This window comes from Streptomyces sp. CAI-85 (assembly GCF_013363615.1).
Classification (GTDB): Bacteria; Actinomycetota; Actinomycetes; order Streptomycetales; family Streptomycetaceae; genus Streptomyces; species Streptomyces antibioticus_B.
Window position 1 is genome coordinate 92,743 of record NZ_JAANNX010000013.1, and the last position, 24,899, is coordinate 117,641.

21 protein-coding genes are annotated in these 24,899 nt (G+C 70.8%); 10 read left to right on the top strand and 11 right to left on the bottom strand.

Annotated elements, in window-relative coordinates; translation table 11 throughout:
- Positions 1-27: 27 nt before the first annotated feature.
- Positions 28-2,220, top strand: coding sequence for a SpoIIE family protein phosphatase (locus G6W55_RS17690; protein ID WP_175521805.1), 2,193 nt, complete (start codon positions 28-30; stop codon positions 2,218-2,220).
- Here G6W55_RS17690 and G6W55_RS17695 read toward each other — a convergent pair.
- Entirely contained in the window at positions 2,151-3,236 is a 1,086-nt protein-coding gene (locus G6W55_RS17695; RefSeq protein WP_175521806.1) for an AI-2E family transporter, read from the bottom strand. The two genes, G6W55_RS17690 and G6W55_RS17695, sit on opposite strands and share 70 nt — an antisense overlap.
- Before the next feature lie 175 nt (positions 3,237-3,411).
- Between G6W55_RS17695 and G6W55_RS17700 the strand changes: the two genes are divergently transcribed.
- Complete coding sequence (locus tag G6W55_RS17700; RefSeq protein WP_175521807.1) at positions 3,412-4,314, top strand: Bro-N domain-containing protein; 903 nt, start codon at positions 3,412-3,414, stop codon at positions 4,312-4,314.
- A gap of 72 nt (positions 4,315-4,386) precedes the next feature.
- Here G6W55_RS17700 and G6W55_RS17705 read toward each other — a convergent pair whose 3' ends face one another.
- The 3 genes from G6W55_RS17705 to G6W55_RS17715 all read right to left on the bottom strand — a co-directional run bounded on the left by G6W55_RS17705 (position 4,387) and on the right by G6W55_RS17715 (position 8,120).
- Entirely contained in the window at positions 4,387-5,367 is a 981-nt protein-coding gene (locus G6W55_RS17705; RefSeq protein ID WP_175521808.1) for a pirin family protein, read from the bottom strand.
- Positions 5,368-5,491: 124 nt separating this feature from the next.
- Positions 5,492-7,462: a YncE family protein gene (locus G6W55_RS17710; RefSeq protein WP_175521809.1), complete on the bottom strand. Its 1,971-nt coding sequence runs from the start codon at positions 7,460-7,462 to the stop codon at positions 5,492-5,494.
- Between the two features lie 190 nt (positions 7,463-7,652).
- Positions 7,653-8,120, bottom strand: coding sequence for an SseB family protein (locus tag G6W55_RS17715; RefSeq protein ID WP_030781597.1), 468 nt, complete (start codon positions 8,118-8,120; stop codon positions 7,653-7,655).
- A gap of 185 nt (positions 8,121-8,305) precedes the next feature.
- Between G6W55_RS17715 and G6W55_RS17720 the strand changes: the two genes are divergently transcribed.
- From G6W55_RS17720 to G6W55_RS17730, 3 genes are all read left to right on the top strand, one after another.
- Positions 8,306-10,132 carry an acyl-CoA dehydrogenase gene (locus tag G6W55_RS17720; protein ID WP_175521810.1) on the top strand — a complete coding sequence of 609 codons (1,827 nt, stop codon included), beginning with the start codon at positions 8,306-8,308 and terminating at the stop codon, positions 10,130-10,132.
- A 169-nt stretch (positions 10,133-10,301) separates the two neighbouring features.
- Complete coding sequence (locus G6W55_RS17725) at positions 10,302-11,606, top strand: M18 family aminopeptidase (RefSeq protein ID WP_175521811.1); 1,305 nt, start codon at positions 10,302-10,304, stop codon at positions 11,604-11,606.
- Positions 11,607-11,723: 117 nt separating this feature from the next.
- Positions 11,724-11,969, top strand: a complete 246-nt coding sequence (locus G6W55_RS17730; protein WP_175521812.1) for a DUF6458 family protein — start codon at positions 11,724-11,726, stop codon at positions 11,967-11,969.
- A 23-nt stretch (positions 11,970-11,992) separates the two neighbouring features.
- On the opposite strand, the gene G6W55_RS17735 is transcribed toward G6W55_RS17730, so the two are convergent.
- Positions 11,993-13,855, bottom strand: coding sequence for an NHL domain-containing thioredoxin family protein (locus G6W55_RS17735; RefSeq protein WP_175521813.1), 1,863 nt, complete (start codon positions 13,853-13,855; stop codon positions 11,993-11,995).
- 59 nt (positions 13,856-13,914) lie between these two features.
- Entirely contained in the window at positions 13,915-14,307 is a 393-nt protein-coding gene (locus tag G6W55_RS17740; RefSeq protein WP_175521814.1) for a cupin domain-containing protein, read from the bottom strand.
- A 51-nt stretch (positions 14,308-14,358) separates the two neighbouring features.
- Between G6W55_RS17740 and G6W55_RS17745 the strand changes: the two genes are divergently transcribed.
- Positions 14,359-15,369: a GlxA family transcriptional regulator gene (locus G6W55_RS17745; protein WP_175521815.1), complete on the top strand. Its 1,011-nt coding sequence runs from the start codon at positions 14,359-14,361 to the stop codon at positions 15,367-15,369.
- The gene (locus G6W55_RS17750) at positions 15,366-15,851 is read left to right on the top strand and encodes an LURP-one-related/scramblase family protein (RefSeq protein WP_175521816.1); all 486 of its coding nucleotides are present in this window, start codon (positions 15,366-15,368) and stop codon (positions 15,849-15,851) included. The genes G6W55_RS17745 and G6W55_RS17750 overlap by 4 nt, the downstream gene beginning before the upstream one ends.
- Positions 15,852-15,896: 45 nt before the next feature.
- Here G6W55_RS17750 and G6W55_RS17755 read toward each other — a convergent pair whose 3' ends face one another.
- Complete coding sequence (locus G6W55_RS17755) at positions 15,897-16,691, bottom strand: carbon-nitrogen family hydrolase (RefSeq protein WP_175521817.1); 795 nt, start codon at positions 16,689-16,691, stop codon at positions 15,897-15,899.
- 181 nt (positions 16,692-16,872) lie between these two features.
- Between G6W55_RS17755 and G6W55_RS17760 the strand changes: the two genes are divergently transcribed.
- Positions 16,873-17,697 carry a maleylpyruvate isomerase family mycothiol-dependent enzyme gene (locus G6W55_RS17760; protein ID WP_175521818.1) on the top strand — a complete coding sequence of 275 codons (825 nt, stop codon included), beginning with the start codon at positions 16,873-16,875 and terminating at the stop codon, positions 17,695-17,697.
- Positions 17,698-17,769: 72 nt separating this feature from the next.
- On the opposite strand, the gene G6W55_RS17765 is transcribed toward G6W55_RS17760, so the two are convergent.
- Positions 17,770-18,672, bottom strand: a complete 903-nt coding sequence (locus G6W55_RS17765; RefSeq protein ID WP_175521819.1) for a D-alanyl-D-alanine carboxypeptidase family protein — start codon at positions 18,670-18,672, stop codon at positions 17,770-17,772.
- 214 nt (positions 18,673-18,886) lie between these two features.
- Here G6W55_RS17765 and G6W55_RS17770 point away from each other — a divergent pair, with 214 nt between their 5' ends.
- Entirely contained in the window at positions 18,887-19,573 is a 687-nt protein-coding gene (locus tag G6W55_RS17770) for a GntR family transcriptional regulator (protein ID WP_175521820.1), read from the top strand.
- Positions 19,570-20,883, top strand: a complete 1,314-nt coding sequence (locus G6W55_RS17775) for a nitrate/nitrite transporter (protein WP_175521821.1) — start codon at positions 19,570-19,572, stop codon at positions 20,881-20,883. The genes G6W55_RS17770 and G6W55_RS17775 overlap by 4 nt, the downstream gene beginning before the upstream one ends.
- A gap of 85 nt (positions 20,884-20,968) precedes the next feature.
- On the opposite strand, the gene G6W55_RS17780 is transcribed toward G6W55_RS17775, so the two are convergent.
- The 3 genes from G6W55_RS17780 to pdhA are packed head-to-tail and all read right to left on the bottom strand — an operon-like array spanning position 20,969 to position 24,639.
- Positions 20,969-22,453, bottom strand: a complete 1,485-nt coding sequence (locus tag G6W55_RS17780) for a dihydrolipoamide acetyltransferase family protein (RefSeq protein ID WP_175521822.1) — start codon at positions 22,451-22,453, stop codon at positions 20,969-20,971.
- Positions 22,454-22,463: 10 nt separating this feature from the next.
- Entirely contained in the window at positions 22,464-23,456 is a 993-nt protein-coding gene (locus G6W55_RS17785) for an alpha-ketoacid dehydrogenase subunit beta (protein ID WP_175521823.1), read from the bottom strand.
- A gap of 1 nt (position 23,457) precedes the next feature.
- A complete protein-coding gene (pdhA, locus tag G6W55_RS17790; protein WP_030781556.1) occupies positions 23,458-24,639 on the bottom strand; it encodes a pyruvate dehydrogenase (acetyl-transferring) E1 component subunit alpha in 1,182 nt (393 codons plus the stop codon).
- Positions 24,640-24,899 lie beyond the last annotated feature (260 nt).

Here is a 24,899-nt window from a genome sequence, read left to right on the forward strand (position 1 = left end):
CTGTTCCCGTCTTCATAAAGTGGGGCAATGCGCACTGACGAGCCCCTGCCCGCCGTGGGAGAGGTGCTCGCCTCCCTCGCGACCGGTATCTGGCACTGGAGCACGGCCACCGGGCTGGTCACGGTCGACGCCGAGGCCGCCCGACTGCTCGGGCTGCCCGCCGAGGGGGCGGTCCTCACCGAGGCCCAGACCCGGGCCCGGCTCCACCCCGTCGACTGGAACGAGATCACCGGAGTCGTCCAGCTCGCGGTGGCCGAGGCGACCCTCGCGGAGGTGCGCATCCGGATCATGGACGAGCGCGGCCATGTGATCCGGGTGGTGCGCAGCCGCTCCAAGCCGTCCTTCGACCCGGTGAAACGGGCGTACGAACTGATCGGCACCCTCCAGGAGGTCACCGAGCCCCGGCCGGGCACCCCCGCCGGGCGGACGGCCGTCACCGGTGACTGGCGGCGCTCGCGGGAGGCGTTCCTGCTGGACGCGGGCCGGGCGCTGGCGGAGGCTCGTGACACGGAGGAGGTGCTGCGGGTCGCGGCCGGGCTGTCGATGCCGGGCTTCTCCCCGGACGGTCTGGCCGTCTTCGGTGTGGAGGGCGACCGGCTCACGGTGATCGGCCACCACGGGCAGCGCCCCGGCGACGAGAACCCCTTCACCCATATGCCGGTGAACACCGACTATCCGGCCGCCGAGGTGGTGCGCACCGGCCGGGCCGTGTATCTGTCCTCGCCGGGTCAGTACAAGGAGCGCTATCCGCTGACCTGGCCGATGGCCTCGCACTTCGGCCGGCAGTCGTGGGCGTTCCTGCCGCTGACCGTGGCCGGCCGCACGATGGGCGCCTGGATGGCGGCCTTCACCTACCCGGTGGCGTTCACCCCCGACGAACGGTCCGTGCTCACCACCGTGGCCCGGATGCTCGCCCAGGCCCTGACCAGGGCGGGTGCCGCCGAGACCCAGCGCGAGCTGACCGACGGTCTCCAGCGCTCCATGCTGCCGACGCTCGGCCCGGAGATACCGGGTCTGACCCTGGCCGCCCGCTACATACCGACCGGCGGCGGCCTCCAGGTCGGCGGCGACTGGTACGACATGATCCCGCTGCCCGGCGGCACCTCCCGTTCGAGGTCTGGGGCGGACCGGTTCGCGCTGGTCATCGGGGACGTCCAGGGCCATGACGTGCGCGCCGCCGGGCTGATGGGCCAGCTCCGCATAGCGCTGCGCGCGTACGCGGCCGAGGGCCACCGCCCCGACGCCGTCCTCTCCCGCGCCTCCCACTTCTTCCACGGCCTCACCGACGCCGACCCCGGCGGCGAGGTGCGCTTCGCGACCTGTCTGTACGTCGAGGTCGACCCGGCGACGGGGGTGCTGGAGTTCGCCCGCGCCGGGCATCTCGACCCGGCCGTGCGGATGACCGACGGCACGGTGCTGCTCCGCGCCACGGCCGGCGGGCTGCCGCTGGGCATCGACCCCGACGCCGACTACCCCACCACCCGGCTCGCCCTGGAACCCGGCGAGGCGCTGATGCTGTGCACGGACGGCCTCCTGGAGACCGGCGGGCACGACCTCGACACCGGCTGGCTGCGCATCCGCAAGATCCTGGAGACCCACGAGGGGGACCTGGAGACCCTGGCCGACTCCCTGGTGCAGGCCGTGCACGGGCCGTCCTCCCACCACACCACCGGGCCGCTGGCCGACCGGCGCGAGGACGACATCGCCCTGCTGCTGCTCTTCCGGCAGGGCGCGGCGGGCGTCGGCCTCGACTCCGGCCCGGCGGCACGGCAGCAGGTGCGGCGCACGATGCTCACCGTGGCGCAGGCCGAGCCCGAGCGGGTCGCGGTGGGCCGGCAGCAGCTCCGTGAGCTGCTGCACGACTGGAACAGCGACGACCAGGTGGACTCGGCGGTGCTGCTGGTCTCCGAGATGCTGACGAACGTGCTGGTCCACACGGACGCCGACGCGCTGCTCGTCGCCGAGGTGACCGGGGTGTCCGGGGAGCGCCGGATCCGGGTGGAGGTGACGGACACCAGCGACGATCTGCCGCACAAGCGCCGGCCGGGCGAGCTGGCCTCCTCCGGGCGGGGGCTGATGCTCATCGAGCTGCTCGCGGACACCTGGGGGGTCGCGCCTCGGGGCGAGGGCAAGAGCATCTGGTTCGAGCTCTACGAGCCGCCGGCCTCCGCCGCGGCGCCGGAGGTGCCGGGGGTGCCCGATGCGCCCGAGGTGCCGTAGCGGGTCCGCAGTTCGTGCAGGACGCCGAAGGCGGCGGCGGTGAGCGGTACGGCGAGCAGCATGCCGAGGATGCCGGCGACCGAGGCCCCGGCCGTGATCGCGAGCATCACGGCCGCGGGATGCATCTGCACGGTGCGGCTCTGGATCATCGGCTGGAGCACATGCCCCTCCAGCACCTGTACGGCCAGCACCACCCCGAGCGCCCACAGCGCGATCACGAACCCCCGTTCGGCGAGCGCGACCAGCACCGCGACGGCGCCGGACAGGAACGCGCCGAGATAGGGGATGTACGCCAGCACGAACACCAGGGCGCCCAGGCCGACGGCGCCGGGGACGTCGAGGACGAGCAGCCCGACGGTGATGCACAGGGCGTCGATGAGGGCGATGATCGTCGTCCCCCGCATGAACCCCTCCACCGCCTGGAAGGCCCGCCGGGCCATGGCCTCCGCGGTGTCGGCGGTGCCCGGCGGGGCGAAGGAGCGCAGCGCGCCGACGGCCCGGTCGGAGTCCCGCAGGAAGAAGAAGACGAGCAGCAGCGCGAGCACGGCCATGGCGAGCCCCTCGCCGACCACGCTCACCCCGCTGATCACATTGGAGGCGGCGGTCCCCCCGAACCGGCTCAGCAGCTCCCGCGAGTTGGCGGCGAGGTCGTCGAGCGAGGTCCCGGCGGCCCCGAAATGCTCCGCGATCCCCTCGGCGGCGTGCCGCAAGGAGGCGATGATCTCGTCACCGGTGTCGATGAGCGCGGCGACGACGATGTACACGGCACCCCCGACAACAGCAACGACGGCGACACAGGTCAACCCGGCCGCCACGGCCCTGGGCACCCGGGCCTTCACCATCCGCCGGTACAACGGCCCCAACAAAGCGGTCCCCAGCAACGCGAGCAGCACAGGCGTAACAGCAGTACTGAACACCGCACAGAGCCGAATCCCCACCCACCCGACCCCGGACGCCACCAGCACGACAACACACCACGCGGCAAACCGACGCACAGGCACGGGAAGCAGCAGCACCCACCCAGCGGACCACGCTTCGCCCCCGCTGTCCTGCCCGAACGTGCCGACCGGGTGACGGGGCGTCACATCTGGGCAGAATCGATACATCTGTTCCCCTAACAGATGATTGTCCTTGATAACCCCACCTGTTGCCTCCGGGTGTGCCTACGTTCCGACCAGGAGGTGATGCTCGATGTACGAGCAGAACAACATCCCGTCGGACGAGTCGACGGGGCAACGGCAGGACGCGATCGACATCAACGACTTCGTGTTCGCGGCCACGGGGGCGCGGGTGCGAAGGCTGACGATGCCGGATGGGGAGCACTGGTTCGTGGCGGCCGACGTGGCCACGGAACTGGGGTACGCGAACACCCGCCAAGCACTCGACTGGCATGTTGCGGCAACTTTCCAGTCCACCCTCGACGATCTTGCTCGAACCGTCTATGGAGCAGACGGTTCGAGCAAGATTGCAGGTCACGGCCTCAAGAAGTCGATGAGGATGGTGACCCTGCAAGGTCTTGTAGCCCTCGTCAACGGCTGCACCAAGCCCGAGTGCGACTCCTTCAAAGCCTGGGTCTCGGAAGTCATCGCCACCATCCAGCGCGACGGCTCCTACTCCCTCGAACCCGCCGCCGTGCAGCCTGCCCCCTCGGGCAGTACCGCGTACGTCATGCCGGATCAGGTGGCCGATGCCATCGTGCGGCTGGAGGAGCGGAACATCCGGGCGGACGAGATGATCCTGGCGTTCCAGAAGGAGCAGAACGATCTGCTGCGGCAGATGACCGACGCGCTGAAGGACATCGCGGGCGCCCTCAGGAGTCCCGGCCCACGGAGTCCGGAAGTGACTCCCGCGGATCTGCTGGCCACCTGGCGGACGAAGAACCTGATCGTCACGGACGATGTCCACTCAGTCGCCGCGGTGCTCGCCCCGGCCCTGCTGCGCGGTGAGGCCCACTACCGGATCGAGGAGATCGCCACCCGTACGGGGCTGCCGCACGAGCGGGTGCACGACTGCCTGCGCATGCTGCTCAAGCGCGGCTGCATGCGTCAGACCGGCTGTGCTGCCGACGGGGCGCCGGTGTACGTGCTGCCGTAGTGACCGCATGACAGAAGCCCGACGTCGCAAAACAAGGTTGCGGCGTCGGGCCTCGTCGTACCGTACCGGGTTTCAGGCCTCCTGCGGGCCTTCCTCCGTCATTCCGTGGACTGCCGGGATCGTGCCCAGACGGCCCTTCTGGAAGTCCTCGAACGCCTGCATGAGTTCGTCCTTGGTGTTCATGACGAACGGGCCGTAGTGGGCCATCGGCTCGCGGATGGGGCGGCCGCCGAGGAGGACGACCTCCAGGTCCGGGGTGTGGGAGTCCTGCTTGTCGTCCGCGCGGACCGTCAGCGAACCGCCCGCCCCGAACACCGCGGTCTGGCCGAGGTGGATCGGACGCCGTTCCGCGCCGACCGTGCCCTTGCCCGCCAGCACGTACGCCAGGCCGTTGAAGTCCTCGCGCCAGGGCAGCGTCAGTTCCGCGCCCGGTGCCAGCGTCGCGTGCACCATCGTGATCGGCGTGTGCGTGATGCCGGGACCGGCGTGGCCGTCCAGCTCACCGGCGATGACGCGCAGCAGCGCGCCGCCGTCGGGCGTGGTCAGCAACTGCACGCTGCCGCCGCGGATGTCCTGGTAGCGCGGCGCCATCATCTTGTCCTTGGCCGGCAGGTTCACCCAGAGCTGGAGGCCGTGGAAGAGCCCGCCCGAGACGACGAGGTGCTCCGGCGGCGCCTCGATGTGGAGCAGACCGGAGCCGGCCGTCATCCACTGGGTGTCGCCGTCGGTGATGGTGCCGCCACCGCCGTTGGAGTCCTGGTGGTCGAAGATCCCGTCGATGATGTAGGTGACGGTCTCGAAGCCGCGGTGCGGATGCCAGGGGGTGCCCTTCGGCTCCCCGGGCGCGTACTCCACCTCACCCATCTGGTCCATCATGATGAACGGGTCGAGGTGGCGGTAGTGGATCCCCGCGAACGCCCGGCGCACCGGGAAGCCCTCGCCCTCGAAACCGCTCGGCGCGGTCGTGACGCCGAGGACGGGACGGGACACGGCATCGGCCGGCGCGGCGACGCGCGGCAGCGTCAGCGGGTTCTCGACGGTCACTGCGGGCATGGTCGGTACCTCCTTGGGCGACTGCATCCGAGTTTAGTTGAGCGTTGAACTTCTTGCCACCCCACAACGACGGAAGCCCGGAGGACATTCCCTCCGGGCCCACCGCCGCCGGTCATCAGATCGGTCAGTTGCTGAAGTACAGGTACTTCCACGCCCCGTAGGTCGTGGAGTTCACGCTGTCGCCGGACGAGCCGTTGACGTACACCGAGCGCATCCGGGCCCGGACCCCCGACTCACCGGGCGCCCCGAGGCTCACGGCCGACTTCCCGTTCGTACCGACGGGGAAGTACTCGGAGTCCAGGGAGTACCAAGAACCCTGGTAGTAGACCTGGAGGTCGAAGCGCTGCTGGCGGCCCGGGTAGTAGGTCATGCTCGTGGTGAGCAGCGGGTCCGTGTTCTTGTGGAACCAGTAGTACGACGTCGAGCCGATCTTGGCCGTCTTGTAGTGCTTGGAGACGGCGGTGGAGACCTTGACCCGGGCGTACGCCGTGGCCTTCACCGTCTTCGGCGCGTTGCGGGAGTCGCCCGCGAAGACCGCGGTGACGGTGGTGTCGCGGGTCATGTCGACCGTCGCGACGATGTTGCCGCTGGAGTTGACCTTGGCCTTCTTGACCAGCTTCTTCGGCTTGTCGCCGCCGAAGGGGTCCGCCCAGATCTCGACCGTGCGGTTCTTGTAGGTCTTCCCGAGGTGCGCGGTGAACTTGACGTCGGTGCCGTAGTTGTACAGCTTGCCGTTGTTGTTCAGGCTCAGGGACGTGGCGGTGCGGGAGACCGTGACCTTGTCGGACGCGGAGACCGCGAGGTGCGCGGAGTCACCGGCGTAGGACACCTTGTAGGTGACCGTGCCGCCGGCCGGCGGGGTGTCCGTGAAGGAGTACGTGCCGTCCGCCTTGACCGTGACGGCGGACAGCGCCTTGCCGCTCGGGCTGTCGAGGTCGGTGCGGGTGACGGCCAGCTTGACGCCCGCGGGCAGCGCCACCGTCGCGGAGATCTTGCCGGTGACGGTGATCTTCTTGGCGCGGGTCGCGGAGCTGGGCGCGTTGACGCTGAGCGTCGGCACGTTCATCGTCGGCTGGGTGAGGGCCTGGAGCGTGTACGTGCCGCCGCTCGGCACGAGCGCGAAGATCCGCGAGGAGTCCGGCGCCCAGCGCACGCTCACGGGGGCGTAGAAGTCGGAGGACGAGCCGACGGTGTAGGTGCGCAGCGGCTTGGTGGCGTTCGGCCGGTAGACCGAGACCTTGCCCGCGGCGACCTGGGCGACCGTGCCGTCCCGCGCGATGTCGGCGGCCCAGGCGCCGGGGTAGGCGCCGGCCTTGGTGAGGGTGCCGTTGGCGTAGGCGTGCCGGTCGTAGCCGTTGACGAGCACCTGGTCGGCGCCCGCGACGAGGTCGATGTCCCCGACGCCGTCGTTCAGCGCGTACGAGGTGTCGTGCCAGGCGACCACCTGGGCGGTGCCGCTCGACACGTCGAGGACGGCCTCGGTGCCCGTGGAGTCACCGGTCTCGCCGACGGCCAGCAGGCCCGGCCGCAGCGGGTCGGTGTCCAGCAGGGCCTGGCCCCACATCCCGGACCCGGTGCCCTCGGCCGGGATCTGCGCCATGGCCACCGGGCCGGCGCCGGTCTCCGGGTCGCCCGCCGGGTCCGCCGTCGGGTCGATGGAGCCGAGGTCGCCGTCCCACTGGTCGCCGTAGGAGAACCACACCTTGCCGCCGGCGAAGGCCAGGTGGCGCGGGCCGGTTCCGGTCGGGACGGCGTAGGTCGCCCTGACGTCCAGCGTGGCCGGGTCGAGCGCGAGGATCTGGTGCGTGTTGGGCAGGGCCGCGTAGAGCGTGGTGCCGTCGTCCGACAGGGCCAGGTCGCTGACGCTGCCGAGCCCGGTGGTGATGTCGACCCGGTTGCCGTTGTAGTCCGAGGCGAGAATCCGGCCGTTCGCCGCGTCGCCGACGAACACCCGCTTGAGCGTGCCGTCCACGACGAGACCGCCGGTGTTGGTGACGACGGTGGCGGTGGCCGAGGCGGTCCCCGCCACCACGACGCTCAGCGCCGCCGAGCTGAAGAGGACCGCGAGCGCCGTCGCGGCCGAAGTGCTGCGCATACGCACAGTGATGAACCCCCACAGAAGACCCGGGTTGGCCGGGTGATTGAGAGAGCGCCGCGCGACGTCCGGAAACGACCGTCCTCGACGACGGTCCCCGGGGCGCGGCTGCCTGACCGCAGCCTATGGCATGGCTGTGACAATCGGGGAGGGGGTTTTCGGGGCACCGGACAGCCACGGAGGCGTTCGGTCAGCCGTACATCCGGCGCATCGCGAATTCCACCATCTGTTCGACGGCCTTGGCGTCGAAGACCATCCGGTGCTCGCCCTCCATGTCGAGGACGAAGCCGTACCCGGTGGGCAGCAGGTCGATGACCTCGGCGCCGGTGATGACGAAGTACTTGGACTCCTTGCCCGCGTACCGGCGCAGCTCCTTGAGGGAGGTGAACATCGGGATCACCGGCTGCTGGGTGTTGTGCAGGGCGAGGAACCCGGGGTTGTCGCCGCGCGGGCAGTACACCTTGGACGTGGCGAAGACCTGCTGGAAGTCCTCCGCGGCCAGTTGCCCGGTGGTGAAGGCGCGCACCGCGTCCGCGAGCGAGGGCGGGGACGGCTCGGGATACAGGGGCGGCTGCTGCCCGTAGGCACCGGCCATCGGCTGCTGCGGTGGCGGCGCGTACTGCTGCTGGGCACCCATGTTCTGGTCGTAGCCGTACATGCGCGCAAGCGTACCGAGCGCGCCGGGCCCGTGGGGCGGCGCGGGGCACCGGTGGGAACCGTCACAGATGGCGGGTGCGGGGTTGCGACTTATTACCGACGGGTAGCATCATCGGAGCTACTAGTTGGTAAGTGAACTGGCGCGAGGATCAAGTGCCTCGCCGATCTCTCTACGGAGCCGTCGTTATGGGGCACTACAAGCCGAATCTCCGCGACATCGAGTTCAACCTCTTCGAAGTGCTGGGGCGCGACAAGCTGTACGGCAGCGGCCCCTTCGAGGAGATGGACACCGAGACCGCGAAGAGCATCCTGGAGGAGCTGACCCGCCTCGCGGAGAACGAGCTGGCGGAGTCCTTCACCGACGCCGACCGCAACCCCCCGGTCTTCGACCCGGCCACCAACACCGCGCCCGTCCCGGCGTCCTTCAAGAAGAGCTACCAGGCCTTCATGGACTCCGAGTACTGGCGTCTCGGCCTGCCCGAGGGCATCGGCGGCACGACCGCCCCGCCGTCGCTGATCTGGGCGTACGCCGAGCTGATCCTGGGCGCGAACCCGGCCGTGTGGATGTACTCCTCCGGCCCGGCGTTCGCCGGCATCCTCTACGACGAGGGCAACGACGTCCAGAAGAAGATCGCCCAGGTCGCCGTCGAGAAGCAGTGGGGCTCCACCATGGTCCTCACCGAGCCGGACGCCGGCTCGGACGTGGGCGCCGGCCGCACCAAGGCCGTGCCGCAGGAGGACGGCTCCTGGCACATCGAGGGCGTGAAGCGCTTCATCACCTCCGGTGAGCACGACATGTCGGAGAACATCCTCCACTACGTCCTCGCCCGCCCCGAGGGCGCCGGCCCCGGCACCAAGGGCCTCTCCCTCTTCCTCGTGCCGAAGTTCCTCTTCGACTTCGAGACCGGCGAGCTGGGCGAGCGCAACGGCGTCTACGCCACCAACGTCGAGCACAAGATGGGCCTCAAGGCGTCCAACACCTGCGAGATGACCTTCGGCGACAACCACCCCGCCAAGGGCTGGCTGATCGGCGACAAGCACGACGGCATCCGCCAGATGTTCCGCATCATCGAGTTCGCCCGCATGATGGTCGGCACGAAGGCGATCTCCACGCTGTCGACGGGCTACCTCAACGCGCTGGAGTACGCCAAGGAGCGCGTCCAGGGCCCCGACCTGGCCAACTTCATGGACAAGGCCGCGCCCAAGGTCACCATCACCCACCACCCCGACGTGCGCCGCTCGCTGATGACGCAGAAGGCGTACGCCGAGGGCATGCGCGCCCTGGTCCTCTACACCGCCTCCGTGCAGGACACCATCGCGGTCAAGGAAGCGGCCGGCGAGGACACCAAGGCCGACCACGCGCTCAACGACCTGCTCCTGCCGATCGTCAAGGGCTACGGCTCCGAGAAGGGCTACGAGCAGCTCGCCCAGTCGCTCCAGACCTTCGGCGGCTCCGGGTTCCTCCAGGAGTACCCGATCGAGCAGTACATCCGCGACGCCAAGATCGACACCCTGTACGAGGGCACCACCGCCATCCAGGGCCAGGACTTCTTCTTCCGGAAGATCGTCCGCAACCAGGGCGCCGCGCTGAACTCCCTCGCCGAGGACATCAAGAAGTTCCTGGCGCTCGGCACCGGCGGCGAGGAACTGGCGGGCGCCCGCGAGCACCTCGCCAAGGCCGCCGTCGAGCTGGAGGCCATCGTCGGCCTGATGCTGACCGACCTCGCCGCGACCGAGCAGGACGTCAAGAACATCTACAAGGTGGGCCTGAACAGCACCCGCCTGCTGCTCGCCTCCGGTGACGTGGTCGTCGGCTACCTGCTCCTCAAGGGCGCGGCCGTCGCCGCCGAGAAGCTCCAGACCGCGTCCGCGAAGGACAAGGCGTTCTACACCGGCAAGATCGCGGCGGCGAAGTTCTTCGCGGCCAACGTCCTCCCGGGCGTCACCCTGGCCCGCAAGATCGCCGCCGGCGTCGAGCTGGACCTGATGGAACTGGACGAGGCCGCGTTCTGACCTCTTCCCGGCCACGGTCCGCTCGCGATCTGATCCATCCGGCCACGGGGACCGGGACGGCGTGCCAAAATGCCGCCCGGTCACCGGCGCGGTGACTCTCCACACCGTCCTCACGAGGGCCCGCTCCCGGCACCGGGGGCGGGCTCTCGTCCGTCGTTAAGGTGAACCCATGAGCGCACCCGCCCGCTTCGACCGCGGCCACACCGACGACCTCATGTCCTTCCTCTCGGCGAGCCCGTCGCCGTACCACGCCGTGGCCAACGCGGCCGAGCGGCTGGAGAAGGCCGGTTTCCGGCAGGTCGTGGAGACGGACGCCTGGGACGACACCTCCTCCACCGGCGGCCGCTACGTGCTGCGCGGCGGCGCGATCGTGGCCTGGTACGTCCCCGAGGGCGCCGGGGCGCACACCCCCTTCCGGATCATCGGCGCGCACACCGACTCCCCCAACCTGCGGGTCAAGCCGATCCCCGACACCGGAGCGCACGGCTGGCGGCAGATCGCCGTCGAGATCTACGGCGGACCCCTGCTCAACTCCTGGCTCGACCGCGACCTGGGCATCGCCGGCCGGCTCACCCTGCGGGACGGCTCCACCCGCCTGGTGGACACCGGCCGCCCCCTGCTGCGCGTGCCCCAGCTCGCCATCCACCTCGACCGGGCGGTCAACACCGACGGGCTCAAGCTCGACAAACAGCGCCACCTCCAGCCCGTCTGGGGCCTCGGCGGCGACGTCCGCGCCGGCGACCTGATCGCCTTCCTCGCCGGGGAGGCCGGGCTGCCCGCCAGCGAGGTCACCGGCTGGGACCTGATGACCCACCCCGTGGAACCGCCCGCCTACCTGGGCCGCGACCAGGAGCTGCTGGCCGGACCGCGCATGGACAACCTGCTGTCCGTGCACGCCGGCACGGCGGCCCTCGCGGCCGTGGCGACCGCCGGCGCCGAACTGCCGTACATCCCCGTGCTGGCCGCCTTCGACCACGAGGAGAACGGCTCGCAGTCCGACACCGGCGCGGACGGCCCCCTGCTCGGCAGCGTGCTGGAACGTTCAGTCTTCGCGCGCGGCGGATCGTACGAGGACCGGGCCAGAGCCTTCGCCGGCACCGTCTGTCTCTCCTCCGACACCGGACACGCGGTCCACCCCAACTACGCCGAGCGGCACGACCCGACGCACCACCCGCGCGTCAACGGCGGCCCCATCCTCAAGGTCAACGTCAACAACCGCTACGCCACGGACGGTTCGGGCCGGGCGGTGTTCGCCGCGGCCTGCGAGAAGGCGGGCGTGCCGTTCCAGTCGTTCGTCTCCAACAACTCCATGCCCTGCGGCACCACGATCGGCCCGATCACCGCCGCCCGGCACGGCATCCGCACCGTCGACATCGGCGTGGCCATCCTGTCCATGCACAGCGCTCGGGAGTTGTGCGGCGACGCCGACCCCTATCTGCTGGCGAACGCCCTGGTGGCCTTCCTCCAGGGGTAGTTGGGGGAGACCTGGGCCGGCTCCCTGTCTAGTCCGGCCGCGCCGGGGTACCCGCTGGAGCGAAGACCGCGGACCGGAACCGCCGGACCGTAACGGACCGGACAGGGAGACAACACCATGGGCCTCGGCGGGTGCATCATCCTGATCGCCGCAGGAGCGATCCTCACCTTCGCGACCGACTGGGACATGCAGGGGGTCAACCTCGACATGGTCGGCGTCATCCTGATGATCGTCGGCCTGATCGGCGTCACCACCTTCAGCAGCATCGCCCGGCGCCGCCGGGTGATGGTCCCCCCGACGACCACGACCGTGGTCGACGACCGCCGCCCCGGCGACGGCTACCACAACGGCTACGGCGGCTGACCCGCCGTAGGGCCGCGGGGCCGTCAGCCGGCCGGGGCGGGGGCATCGGAGGCATCGGCATCGGGGGCGTCCATGCCCGCCAGGACCAACGGCAGCCGGTCCGCCGCCCCTTCGACGAGGCGGACCGGAACTCCCCAGTCCTGCTGGTGGACATGGCAGGCCGGGTACTCGACCGCGGGATCGTCGTCGCAGGACGCCGCCATCGCCGAGACGTGCAGCACCCCCTCCGTGACCGCCGGGTCCAGCACCAGCGCCCGGGTGAGATCCGTACCGGCCCCCTCGCCCGCGCGCAGCAGCCCGGGCGGGGTCGCGGACACCAGCAGCCGGGTGGCGGGGCCGTACCGGGTGTCCAGCTTCTGACCGCCCGGGGCCCGGAAGACGACGTCCAGCGTCACCGCGCCCGGCGCCACCTCGGTCGCCTCACGCCGGGTGCGGTGGGCGACCGCCTCGACCCGCACCGCCTCCTCCGGCAGCCGCAGCCGCGTCAGCCGGTGCCGGGCCGACTCCACGACCACGAGATCCTCACCGACGAGCACCGCGTCACTGGGCTCCCGCAGATCCGTGGCCAGCGTGCCGACCTCACCGGTCGCCGGGTCGTAGCGGCGCAGCGCGTGGTTGTAGGTGTCGCTGACCGCCACCGAGCCGTCGGGCAGGACCGTGACGCCCAGCGGATGCTGGAGCAGCGCCTGACCGGCCGCCCCGTCCCGGTGCCCGAAGTCGAACAGCCCGGTGCCGACGGCGGTGCGCACGACGCCCGCGCGGTCCACCCAGCGCAGCGCGGACGTCTCCGAGTCGGCGACCCACAGCCGCTCCCCGTCGACGGACACCGCGAGCCCCGACGGCTGCGCGAACCACGCCTCGGCGGCCGGACCGTCGACCAGCCCCTCGTTGGTCGTACCGGCGGCGACGGCCACCGTCCCGTCGGCCGGGTCATAGGCCCACAACTGATGCACCCCGGCCATCGCGATCCACACCCGCCCGTCGAAAACCGCCACGTCCCACGGCGAGGAGAGAGCGGTCTCCCGGGCCGGACCGGACACCGGCGACCCCTGCCACCACTGCTTCCCGGTGCCCGCCAGGGTCGTCACCTCCCCGGAGCCGAGTTCCAGGCGGCGCAGGGCGTGGTTGACGGTGTCGGCGACGACCACCGACGCGTCGTCGAGCAGCGCGAGCCCCTGGGGTTCGCTGAAGGAGGCGACACCGGCCGGACCGTCCGCGAAGCCGCGCTCCCCGGAACCGATCCGCCGCACCACCGTCTCCCCGTCCGCCTCCAGCTCCACGAGCTGATGCCGGGTGGTGTCGCTGACCAGGAACGTCCCGCCCGGCAGGACGACCGCCTTGCCCGGGAAGCGCAACGCCGTCGGCTCCGGCTCCGGCGCCACGTACGGCCCGTCACCGCGCCGCAGCGTGCCCTTCGCCCCGTGCTCCGCCTCCAGCTCGGCGACCAGCCGCTCGATCGCGTGCGCATGCCCCTCACCGGCGTGCTGCGCGACGACGTACCCCTCCGGGTCGATCACCACGAGCGTCGGCCACGCGCGCACGGCGTATTGCTTCCAGGTGGCCAGCTCCGGATCGTCCAGCACCGGATGCTCCACCCCGTACCGCTCCACCGCGTCCATCACGGCCCGGTGCTCGGCCTCATGCACGAACTTCGGCGAGTGCACCCCGACGACGACCACGGTGTCCCGGTGCTTCTCCTCCAACTCCCGCAGCTCGTCGAGGACGTGCAGACAGTTGATGCAGCAGAACGTCCAGAAGTCCAGCACGACGATGCGTCCGCGCAGGTCGGCCAGGGTGTACTGGCGCCCGCCCGTGTTCAGCCAGCCGCCCTTGCCGGTCAGCTCGGGGGCGCGGACGCGGACGCGGCGGGGAGAGGAGTCGTTCATGACCTCCAGGGTGCCACCCGCCACTGACAGTCACGTCACTCGCCTCGGGTCACCGGCTGTCACGTCAACGCGTGCCCCGTCGTCGCGTCCACGTGGGACGGGATCTCGTCGTGGTGGTCGCCGACCGTGGAGGTGCCGGTGGGTTCGAGGAGGAGGATCTCGGTGGGGACCGGGGCGTAGGGCTTGTGCTCGGTGCCGCGGGGGACCGTGAAGACCGAGCCCTTGGGGAGGACGACCGTGCGCTCGCCGGCCGGGTCGCGCAGGCCGATGTGGAGTTCGCCGTCGAGGACCAGGAAGAACTCGTCGGTGTGGTCGTGGGTGTGCCAGAGGTGTTCGCCCTCCACCTTGGCGACCCGGACGTCGTAGTCGTTGACGGTGGTCACGATGCGGGGGCTCCACTGCTGGGTGAAGGAGGCGAGGGCGGCGTCGAGCGCGACGGGTTCGTTGGTCATGTGCCCATCGTGGGGTGGCCCGCGGGGACCTGCGAGTGCTAGGAATCGCATATGCCGCAAGAATCCTCGCAGCAATCGCACGAGCCTCGGCAGCCGCACCGGGTCGTGCTCGTCGTCGACGAGAACTCCAACCCGTTCGAGATGAGCTGCGCCATCGAGGTCTTCGGGCTGCGCCGGCCCGAGCTGGGGCGGGAGCTGTACGACTTCCTGCTGTGCGCGGACGGGCCGGTCACCCGGATGCGGGACGGTTTCTTCACGCTCACCGGGGTCGCCGGTCTGGAGGCGGCCGAGGACGCGGACACGCTGATCGTGCCGAACCGGCCCGACACCGAGACCCCGCGCTCCCCGCGCGTCCTGAACGCCGTACGGCGGGCACACGCGCGTGGCGCGCGGCTGGTCGGCTTCTGCTCGGGCGCGTTCACGATGGCCGAGGCCGGGATCCTGGACGGCCGGCGGGCCGCCTGTCACTGGATGTGGGCGGAGTCGTTCCGGACCCGCTTCCCGCGCGTGTGCCTGGAACCGGACGTCCTGTTCGTCGACGACGGCGACATCCTCACCGCCTCGGGCAGCGCCTCCGCGCTCGACCTCGGCCTGCACATCGTCCGGCGCGACCACGGCGCCGAGATCGCCAACGCCGTCTCCCGGCGGCTGGTGTTCGCCGCGCACCGGGACGGCGGCCAGCGGCAGTTCGTGGAACGCCCGCTGCCCGACGTGCCGGACGAGTCGCTGGCACCCCTGCTGGCGTGGGCGCAGGAGCGGCTGGGGGAGCCACTGACGGTGGCCGGGCTCGCGGCCCGCGCGGCGGTGAGCCCGGCCACCCTGCACCGCCGCTTCCGGGCGCAGCTCGGCACGACCCCGCTGGCCTGGCTGACGGGCGAACGGGTGGCGCTCGCCTGCCGGCTGATCGAGCGCGGGGAGGAGCGGCTCGACGTGGTGGCGGCGCGCAGCGGTCTGGGCACCGCGGCCAACCTCCGCGCGCGCGTGCGGCGCGAGACGGGGCTCAGCCCGTCGGCCTACAGACGGCGTTTCGGACCGGCCGCCGGGGAAGCCGTCAGGACATGAGATTCCTCGTACGCGACCGGCTGCTGTCCTTCGGCGACGACTACTGGATCGAGAACGACCAGGGCGACAAGGTCTTCCTGGTCGACGGAAAGGCGATCCGGCTGCGCGACACCTTCGAGCTGAAGGACACGCGGGGGCGGGTCCTCATCGACATCCGCCAGAAGATGCTGGCGCTGCGGGACACCATGGTGATCGAGCGGGACGGCGAGCCGCTGGCCACGGTCCGCCGCAAACGGCTGTCCCTGCTGCGCAACCACTACCGGGTGTCCCTGGCCGACGGCCGCACGGAACTCGACGTCAGCGGGAAGATCCTGGACCGGGAGTTCGCCGTCGAGTACGACGGTGAGCTGCTCGCCGTGATCTCCCGGCGCTGGCTGCGGGTGCGGGAGACGTACGGCGTGGACGTCGTACGGGACGACGCGGACCCGGCGCTGCTGATCGCGGTGACGGTGTGCGTGATCCATCTCGCCGAGAAGGAGTGAGGCGTCGGCCGAGGCGAGAGGCGTGCCGGCCGCCCGGGGCACCCGCTAGCGGCGGGGCCGTTCCACGCCCAGGACGCGGTCCTTCAGCGCCGGGAACTGCTCGCGGGTCTCGGCCGTCCGCGCCGGATCGAACTCCACCATGAGGGTCTCCTCGCCCGGGCCCGCCTCGGCGAGGACCTCGCCCCACGGATCCACCACGATCGAGTGACCCGCCTGCGGAACTCCGGCGTGCGTCCCGGCCGTTCCACATGCGAGCACGAACGCCTGGTTCTCGACCGCCCGCGCCCGGGCCAGCAGCGTCCAGTGCGCCCGGCGGCGCTCCGGCCAGCCCGCCGGGAGGACGAAGGTCTCCGCACCGGCGTCCACCAGACCGCGGAAGAGTTCGGGGAATCGGAGGTCGTAGCAGGTGCCCAGACCGAGGGTGGTGTCCGGCAGACGGACCGTCACCAGTTCCTGTCCCGCGCCCATCAGCACCGCCTCGCCCTTGTCGAAGCCGAAGCGGTGGATCTTGCGATAGGCCGCGGCCAGCTCACCGGAGGGGGAGAAGACGAGCGAGGTGTTGTAGAGCGGGCCCTCGGGGTCACGCTCGGGGATCGAGCCGGCGTGCAGCCAGACGCCCGCGTCGCTCGCGGCCTCGGCCATCGCCTCGAAGGTGGGCCCTTCGAGGGGTTCCGCCTCGCGCGCGAACTCCTCGTAGGCGAAGGCGCCCGTCGTCCACAGCTCGGGCAGCACGACCAGATCGGCCCCGGCCTGTTCCCGTACCAGTCCGGCGACCCGGCGTCGTCGCAACTCGACCGATTCGCCCTCGTTCACGGCAACTTGGAGCAAGGAAGCGCGCACACTACCACCGTCCTGGCGTTCGGCCCGCGCCGACGGGCCTACGATCGTCACACGAAAGCACTGCCGGGGTGCCTCTCAGCAGCGTAACTTAGCCTCCCGAGACACCCGCCGAGTGCAGCCACCGCCCACTGGCACCGCCGCCACAACCGCCCGTGTACCGACCGCCGAGGGGTCCCGTTCCGTGAGTCTGCATCCCACCCTCCAGCCCTACGCCGACGCCTGGACCCACTCCGTCGAAGCGATATCCGAGCTGGTCCAGCCGCTTGCGGAAGGCGAGTGGAACCGGCGGACACCCTGCCCCGGCTGGTCGGTCCGTGACGTGGTCTCCCATGTGATCGGCCTCGACAGCGAGATGTACGGCGATCCGCGCCCCATCCACTCCCTGCCGCGCGACCTCTACCACGTCCACACCGACCTCCAGCGGTACATGGAGGCGCAGGTCGACGTCCGCCGCCATCACACGGCGCCGGAGATGACGTCCGAGCTGGAGCTGTCGATCATCCGCCGCAACCGCCAGTTGCGGAACGAGACGCGGCAGCCGGACACCACGGTGCGCGGCCCGCTGGGCACGGAGCTGACGCTGGAACAGTCGATGCGCGGCCACGCGTTCAACGTGTGGGTGCACGAGCAGGATCTGCGCGCCGCCCTCGGCCGCCCCGGCAACCTCGACTCCCCCGGCGCGCACATCGCGCGGGACGTGCTGCTCGCCGAGCTGCCGGCGGTCGTCGCCGAGCGCTCGGACGCGCCACGCAGCTCCGCCGTCGTCTTCGACGTGCACGGGCCGGTGGAGTTCCTGCGCACGATCCGGGTGGACATCCAGGGCCGCGGCACCCTGGAGACGGCCCCCGCGCTGGGTCCGGCCGCCTCCTTCTCCCTGGACTGGGAGACGTTCGTCCGGCTGACCTGCGGCCGGGTGGCGCCGGAGGCGGTCGCGGACCGGGTGAAGACGGAGGGCGACCCGCGGCTGACGGCGGCGATCCTGCGGAACATCGCGGTGACCAAGTAGCGCCCACGGGACGCGGAACGGGCCCGCCGTGGTGAACACGGCGGGCCCGTTCCGGTGTCGGGTCAGCGGGTGTCAGCCCAGCTTGGCGAAGCCGTAGTTGAGCAGCTTCGTGGCGTCCGAGGCGCGCACCGACGCCGAGGTGGAGGCCAGCACGGTGCCCACGACGGTCTTGCCGTTGCGGGTGGCGGCGAAGACGAGGCAGTACTTCGCCTGCGGGCCGGAGCCGGTCTTCACGCCGATGGTGCCGCTGTAGCTGCTGAGCAGCGTGTTGGTGTTGACCCAGGCGGCCATGGTGCGGGTGGTGCCGGTCTTGGTGATCGTCTTGGCGGTGTACGACTTCGTCTTGACGATCGCGCGGAAGTTGCCGTTCTTCAGCGCGTTGCTCGCGAGCTTCGTGAGGTCCTTGGCGGTCGAGTAGTTCGAGCCGTTGCCGATGCCGTCGAACGAGTCGAACTTGGTGTTCGTCATGCCGAAGGACTTCGCCTTGGTGTTCATCTTGCCGATGAAGTTCTTCACGCGGGCGGCGCGCGTCGAACCGGTGCCGAACTTGTCGGCCAGCGCGTACGCGGCGTCACAACCGGACGGCAGCATCAGCCCGTAGAGCAACTGGCGGACCGTCACCTTGTCGCCCACGATCAGGCGTGCGGAGGACGCGGTGTTCGCCACGATGTAGTCGCTGTACGCCTTCTGGATGGTGACCTTGGCGTCCAGGTTGAGGTTCGACTGCGACAGCACGACCGCCGCGGTCATGATCTTCGTGGTGGATCCGGTGGACAGCTTGGTGTCCATGCCCTTGCCGTACAGCTTGGCGCTGTTGGCGTTGTTCATCAGGTAGCCGGTCTTCGCCGCGATGGTGGGCGTGGCCACTGCCTGCGCGGGCGCCGCGGTGAGGACTCCGCCCGCGAGCACGGCACCGGCCGTCACGGCGACGGTGGCTGCCCTGCGGATCCGGATGCCCTTGATGGCGGTTATCAACTGAAATACCCCGATTACGTCGAATGCCCCTGGAGTGCGGCCGAGTTTGAGGGGGGAAAGCACATGGGGCCGCAGGTGTGTGACACGTAAGTAGCACAGAAGGTTGTGCGTCCGCTGGGCCCGAATTCGAGAAGGCCACCCCTCTCCCCCTTCACGCGTCCCGCATGCTGGATGGTTCCCGCCCTTGCGTACGTGTTGTATCTATCCTGTCGGCATGCCGTCCTCCGCTCCGCCCGCCCCCACCCCCGCACCTACCGCCGCTCCCTCGCGGCAGCCGGCCGCCGACCGTGTGTACGCGCACGTCAAACAGGGTGTCCTGGACCGCCGTTACGAGGGCGGTGTGCTGCTCACCGAGGGCGAGCTCGCCGAGGCCGTCGGGGTCTCGCGGACCCCCGTGCGCGAGGCGCTGCTGCGGCTGGAGGCGGAGGGGTTGATCCGGCTCTACCCGAAGAAGGGCGCCCTGGTGCTGCCGGTCTCCGCGCAGGAGATCGCGGACGTCGTGGAGACCCGGCTGCTGGTCGAGGAGCACGCCGCCCGCAAGGCCGTCCCCGCCCCCGCCGGGCTCATCGGACGCCTCGAAGAGCTGCTGGCCCGGCAGAAGGAGCAGGCCGCCGCCGGTGATCTGGCGGGCGCCGCCGTCACCGACCGCTGCTTCCACGCCGAGATCGTCCGCAGCGGCGGCAACGAGATCCTCGCCCGCCTCTACGACCAGCTCCGCGACCGCCAGCTCCGGATGGGCGTCGCGGTGCTGCACTCCCACCCCGACCGGATCGCCAAGACGCTCACCGAGCACGAGGAGATCCTGGAGGCGCTGCGCTCCGGGGACGCCGACCAGGCCGTCGGGATCGTCCACCGGCACATCGGCTGGTTCTCGCATCTGGCCCGCGGGGAGGTGCGGTGAGCGCCGTCGGAAGCGGCCCGAACTCCACTCTTCCGGGTGATCCGCCCGGCGGACGTCGCGCGGTAGCCGTCTGGGGGATCGGCGTCTCGGTCTACTTCGTCGCCGTCATCTTCCGCACCTCGCTGGGCGTGGCCGGCCTCGACGCCGCCGACCGCTTCCAGGTGAACGCCTCGGCCCTGTCGACCTTCTCGATCCTCCAGCTCCTGGTCTACGCGGGCATGCAGATACCCGTCGGGCTGCTCGTCGACCGGCTCGGCACCAAGAAGGTGCTGACCATCGGCGTGGTGCTGTTCACGGCCGGACAGCTCGGCTTCGCGTTCTCCCCCTCGTACGGCATGGCGCTCGCCTCGCGGGCGCTGCTGGGGTGCGGGGACGCGATGACGTTCATCAGCGTGCTGCGGCTGGGCACCCGCTGGTTCCCGGCGCGGCGCGGCCCGCTGGTGGCGCAGCTCGCCGGGCTCGCGGGCATGGCGGGCAACCTCGTCTCCACGCTGGTCCTGGCCCGGCTGCTGCACGGCGTGGGCTGGACCGCCGCGTTCGCGGGCAGCGCGCTCGCCGGGGTCGTCGTCCTCGTCCTGCTCGTGCTGTTCCTCAAGGACCACCCCGAGGGCCATGAGCCGGAGCCCTTCCCGCACCACGGCGCCGCCTACGTCCGCCGTCAGATCGCCGCGTCCTGGCGGGAGCCGGGCACCCGGCTCGGGCTGTGGGTGCACTTCACCACCCAGTTCCCGGCGATGGTGTTCCTGCTGCTGTGGGGTCTGCCGTTCCTGGTGGAGGCCCAGGGCCTGTCGCGCGCCACGGCCGGCGAACTGCTGACCCTGGTCGTGCTGTCCAACATGGTCTTCGGACTGGTCTACGGCCAGGTCGTCGCCCGGCACCACGAGGCGCGGCTGCCGCTCGCCCTGGGCACGGTCGGCGCGACCGCGCTGGTGTGGGCCGTCACCCTGGCCCACACCGGCGGGCCCGCCCCGATGTGGCTGCTGATCACGCTGTGCGGGGTGCTCGGCGCCTGCGGCCCCGCCTCCATGCTCGGCTTCGACTTCGCCCGCCCGGCGAACCCGCCCGAGCGGCAGGGCACCGCCTCCGGCATCACCAACATGGGCGGTTTCGTCGCCTCGATGACCACCCTGTTCCTGATCGGCGTCCTGCTCGACGCGACCGGCGACGACTACACGATCGCCTTCTCCTGCGTCTTCCTGCTCCAGGCGCTCGGCGTCAGCCAGATCCTGCGGCTGCGCGGCCGGGCGGCCCGCCGGGAACGCGAACGGCTGGTGGCGAGCCGGGTGGAGACCGTGCACGTACCGGCGTAGGCCGCACGACGACGCACGGGAGCCGCGCACCCGGAAGGGGTGCGCGGCTCCCGTGCGTCGCCTGCCGGCGCTCAGGCCCAGGTGATCAGGCCCAGGTGATCAGGCGTTTGGGCTGTTCCAGCACCGCCGCCACATCGGCCAGGACCTTGGAGCCCAGTTCGCCGTCGACCAGACGGTGGTCGAAGCTGAGCGCCAGGGTGGTGACCTGACGGGGCTTCACCTTGCCTTTGTGGACCCACGGCTGGAGCTTGATCGCACCGATCGCGAGGATCGCGGACTCGCCCGGGTTGAGGATCGGCGTGCCGGTGTCGACGCCGAAGACACCGACGTTGGTGATGGTGACGGTGCCGCCCTGCATCGCGGCCGGGGACGTCTTCCCCTCCCGCGCCGTCGCCACCAGTTCGCCGAGCGACTCGGCGAGCTGCGGCAGCGTCTTGGCGTGCGCGTCCTTGATGTTCGGCACGATCAGACCGCGCGGAGTGGCCGCGGCGATGCCCAGATTGACGTAGTGCTTCTGGACGATCTCCTGCGCCGCCTCGTCCCAGGAGGCATTGATCTCCGGGTTGCGGCGGATGGCGACCAGCAGGGCCTTGGCGATCAGCAGCAGCGGGTTGACCCGCAGCCCCTGCATGTCCTTGTCCTGCTTCAGCTCCTCGACGAGCTTCAGCGTGCGCGTCACGTCGACCGTCACGAACTCCGTGACGTGCGGGGCCGTGAACGCCGAGCCGACCATCGCCGCCGCCGTCGCCTTGCGGACGCCCTTGACGGGGACACGGGTCTCCCGCACCGCGTCGTACGAGGCGGCCGGCGCCGGGACCGGGGCGGACACCGGGGACACCGCGGGCACGGCCGGCTGCGGGGCCGCGACCGGCGCGGGCGCCGGGGTCTGGGCCGGGGAAGCCGCCGCGTGGACGTCCTCACGGGTGATGATGCCGTCCGGGCCGGTCGGGCTGACCGTCGTCAGATCGACGCCCAGGTCCTTGGCGAGCTTGCGCACCGGCGGCTTGGCCAGCGGACGGCCCTGACCGGCCGGGGTGCCGGCCGGTGCATCGGCCGGGGCGGGCCCGTGGCCGTTCAGCTCCGCCTGCACGGCGGCCGCGGCAGGCTGCTGGGCCGGCTCCTGGGCCGGGATCTCCACACCCTTGCGCGGGCGGCGCTTGGTGGAGGACGCGGCCACGCCGTACCCGACGAGGACCGGCTGACGGCCGGACCCCGCGGACTTCGGCTCCTCGGCGACCGAGGCGGCCGGAGCGGTCGGCGCGGCTGCCGGGGCCGCCTCCGGAGCGGGCGCCGGGGCCCCGGCCGCACCGCCGGACACGTCCACCGCGATGATGGCCATGCCCACGTCGACCGTGGTGCCCTCGGGGAAGTGCAGCGCGCGGACCACACCGTCGTACGGGATGGGCAGCTCGACGGCGGCCTTGGCCGTCTCGACCTCGCACACCACCTGGCCGTCGGTGACCGTGTCACCGGGCTGGACGTACCACTTGAGGATCTCGGCCTCGGTGAGGCCCTCGCCCACGTCCGGCATCTTGAACTCGCGTACGGACGCTTCCGTCATCGTCGTCACGACCCTCTCCTCAGTACGCCAGGGCACGGTCGACGGCGTCGAGCACCCGGTCCAGACCCGGCAGGTACTCCTCCTCCAGGCGCGCCGGCGGGTACGGGGCGTGATAGCCGCCGACCCGGAGCACCGGGGCCTCCAGGTGGTAGAAGCAGCGCTCCGTGATCCGGGCGGCGATCTCCGCGCCCGAACCGAAGAACACCGGCGCCTCGTGGACGACGACGAGACGGCGGGTCTTCTCGACGGACGCCTGGATCGAGTCGAAGTCCAGCGGGGAGACCGAGCGCAGGTCCAGGACCTCCAGGTTCTTGCCCTCCTCGGCGGCCGCGGCGGCGGCCTCCAGGCAGAGCTTCACCATCGGGCCGTAGGCGGCGAGGGTCAGATCGGCGCCCTCGCGGACGACGCGGGCCTTGTGCAGCGGGCCGGGGATGGCCTCGGTGCTGACCTCGCCCTTGTCCCAGTAGCGCCGCTTGGGCTCGAAGAAGATCACCGGGTCGTCGCTCTGGATGGCCTGCTGCATCATCCAGTACGCGTCGGACGCGTTCGACGGGGAGACGATCTTGAGGCCCGCCACGTGCGCGAACAGGGACTCGGGGGACTCCGAGTGGTGCTCGACGGCGCCGATGCCACCGCCGTAGGGGATCCGGACGACGACCGGCATCTTGACCTTGCCCAGCGAACGCGCGTGCATCTTCGCGAGCTGGGTGACGATCTGGTCGTAGGCCGGGAAGACGAAGCCGTCGAACTGGATCTCCACCACCGGGCGGTAGCCGCGCAGGGCGAGGCCGATGGCGGTGCCGACGATGCCGGACTCGGCGAGCGGGGTGTCGATGACCCGGCTCTCGCCGAAGTCCTTCTGGAGGCCGTCCGTCACCCGGAAGACGCCGCCGAGTTTGCCGACGTCCTCGCCCATGATCAGGACCTTGGGGTCGGCCTCCAGGGCGCGCCGCAGCGATTCGTTGATCGCCTTGGCCAGTGCCATGTTCTGGGTGGTCACGCTCTCCGCCATGTCAGTTTCCCCCCTCTTCGTCCGCGAACGACGCCTGGTAGGCGGCGAACTGGGCCCGCTCCTCGTCGACGAGCGCGTGCCCGTCCGCGTACACGTTCTCGAAGATGGCGAAGTGGTCCGGGTCCGGCATGGCGCGGACCGCTTCGCGCACTCGCCTGCCCAACGCCTCGCTCTCGGCCTCGAGTTCCGCGAAGAATCCCTCGTCCGTGTGGTTTGACGCCTCCAGGTACCGGCGCAGCCGCAGGATCGGGTCCTTCGCCTCCCACGCCTCGCGCTCCTCGTCGGCCCGGTACTTCGTCGGGTCGTCGGAGGTGGTGTGGGCGCCCATGCGGTACGTGTACGCCTCGACCAGGGTCGGGCCCTCGCCGCGGCGGGCCCGCTCCAGCGCCCACCGGGTGACGGCGAGGCAGGCCAGCACGTCGTTGCCGTCGACGCGGACGCCGGGGAAGCCGAAGCCCTGGGCGCGCTGGTAGAGCGGCACGCGGGTCTGCTTCTCGGTCGGCTCGGAGATCGCCCACTGGTTGTTCTGGCAGAAGAACACCACCGGCGCGTTGTAGACCGCGGAGAAGGTGAAGGACTCCGCCACGTCGCCCTGGCTGCTCGCGCCGTCGCCGAAGTAGGCGATGACGGCGCTGTCAGCGCCGTCCTTGGCGATGCCCATGGCGTAGCCGGTGGCGTGCAGCGTCTGGGAGCCGATGACGATCGTGTAGAGGTGGAAGTTGTTCCCGTTCGGGTCCCAGCCGCCGTTGTTCACGCCGCGGAACATGCCGAGCAGATTGGTCGGGTCGACCCCGCGGCACCAGGCGACGCCGTGCTCGCGGTAGGTCGGGAAGACGTAGTCGTCGTCGCGCAGGGCCCGGCCTGAGCCGATCTGGGCGGCCTCCTGGCCGAGCAGCGAGGCCCACAGGCCCAGCTCGCCCTGGCGCTGGAGGGACGTGGCCTCGGCGTCGAAGCGGCGGGTGAGCACCATGTCGCGGTACAGGCCGCGCAGGTCATCGGGGGTGACGCCGGCGACGTACTGGTCGTACTCGGCGTTCTTGACGCGTTCGCCCTCGGGCGTCAGCAACTGTACGAGCTGAGGCTCGGTGCCCGGCGTGTTCCGCGCGGGTGTGCGCTTGCCGGCCGTGCTCTTCGTACCGGCGCTGCGTCGCGGCTTGCGCGCGGCAGTGCTCTCCACGGTCACGTGTGCTCCTCCGTCGGTCCGGCTTCCCGGGTTCGCCGGGAGCCAGTGCGGCTCACCTGCATTCCTTCCGACGCACAGGGTGGGTGCGGCACGGTCGGGAGCAGGCGTGACAGGTGTTCCGGCGAACGCCCTGCACAAGGCACGTTACCCAGTGCCTCACATTTCTGTGAAACCCCTCCTGACCTGCGTTTTTGCTTGGATTTCCAAGTAAATCGCGAAATCGGGAGCTTTTCCTGGTCACAGCCTTGCAGGGGGCCGGA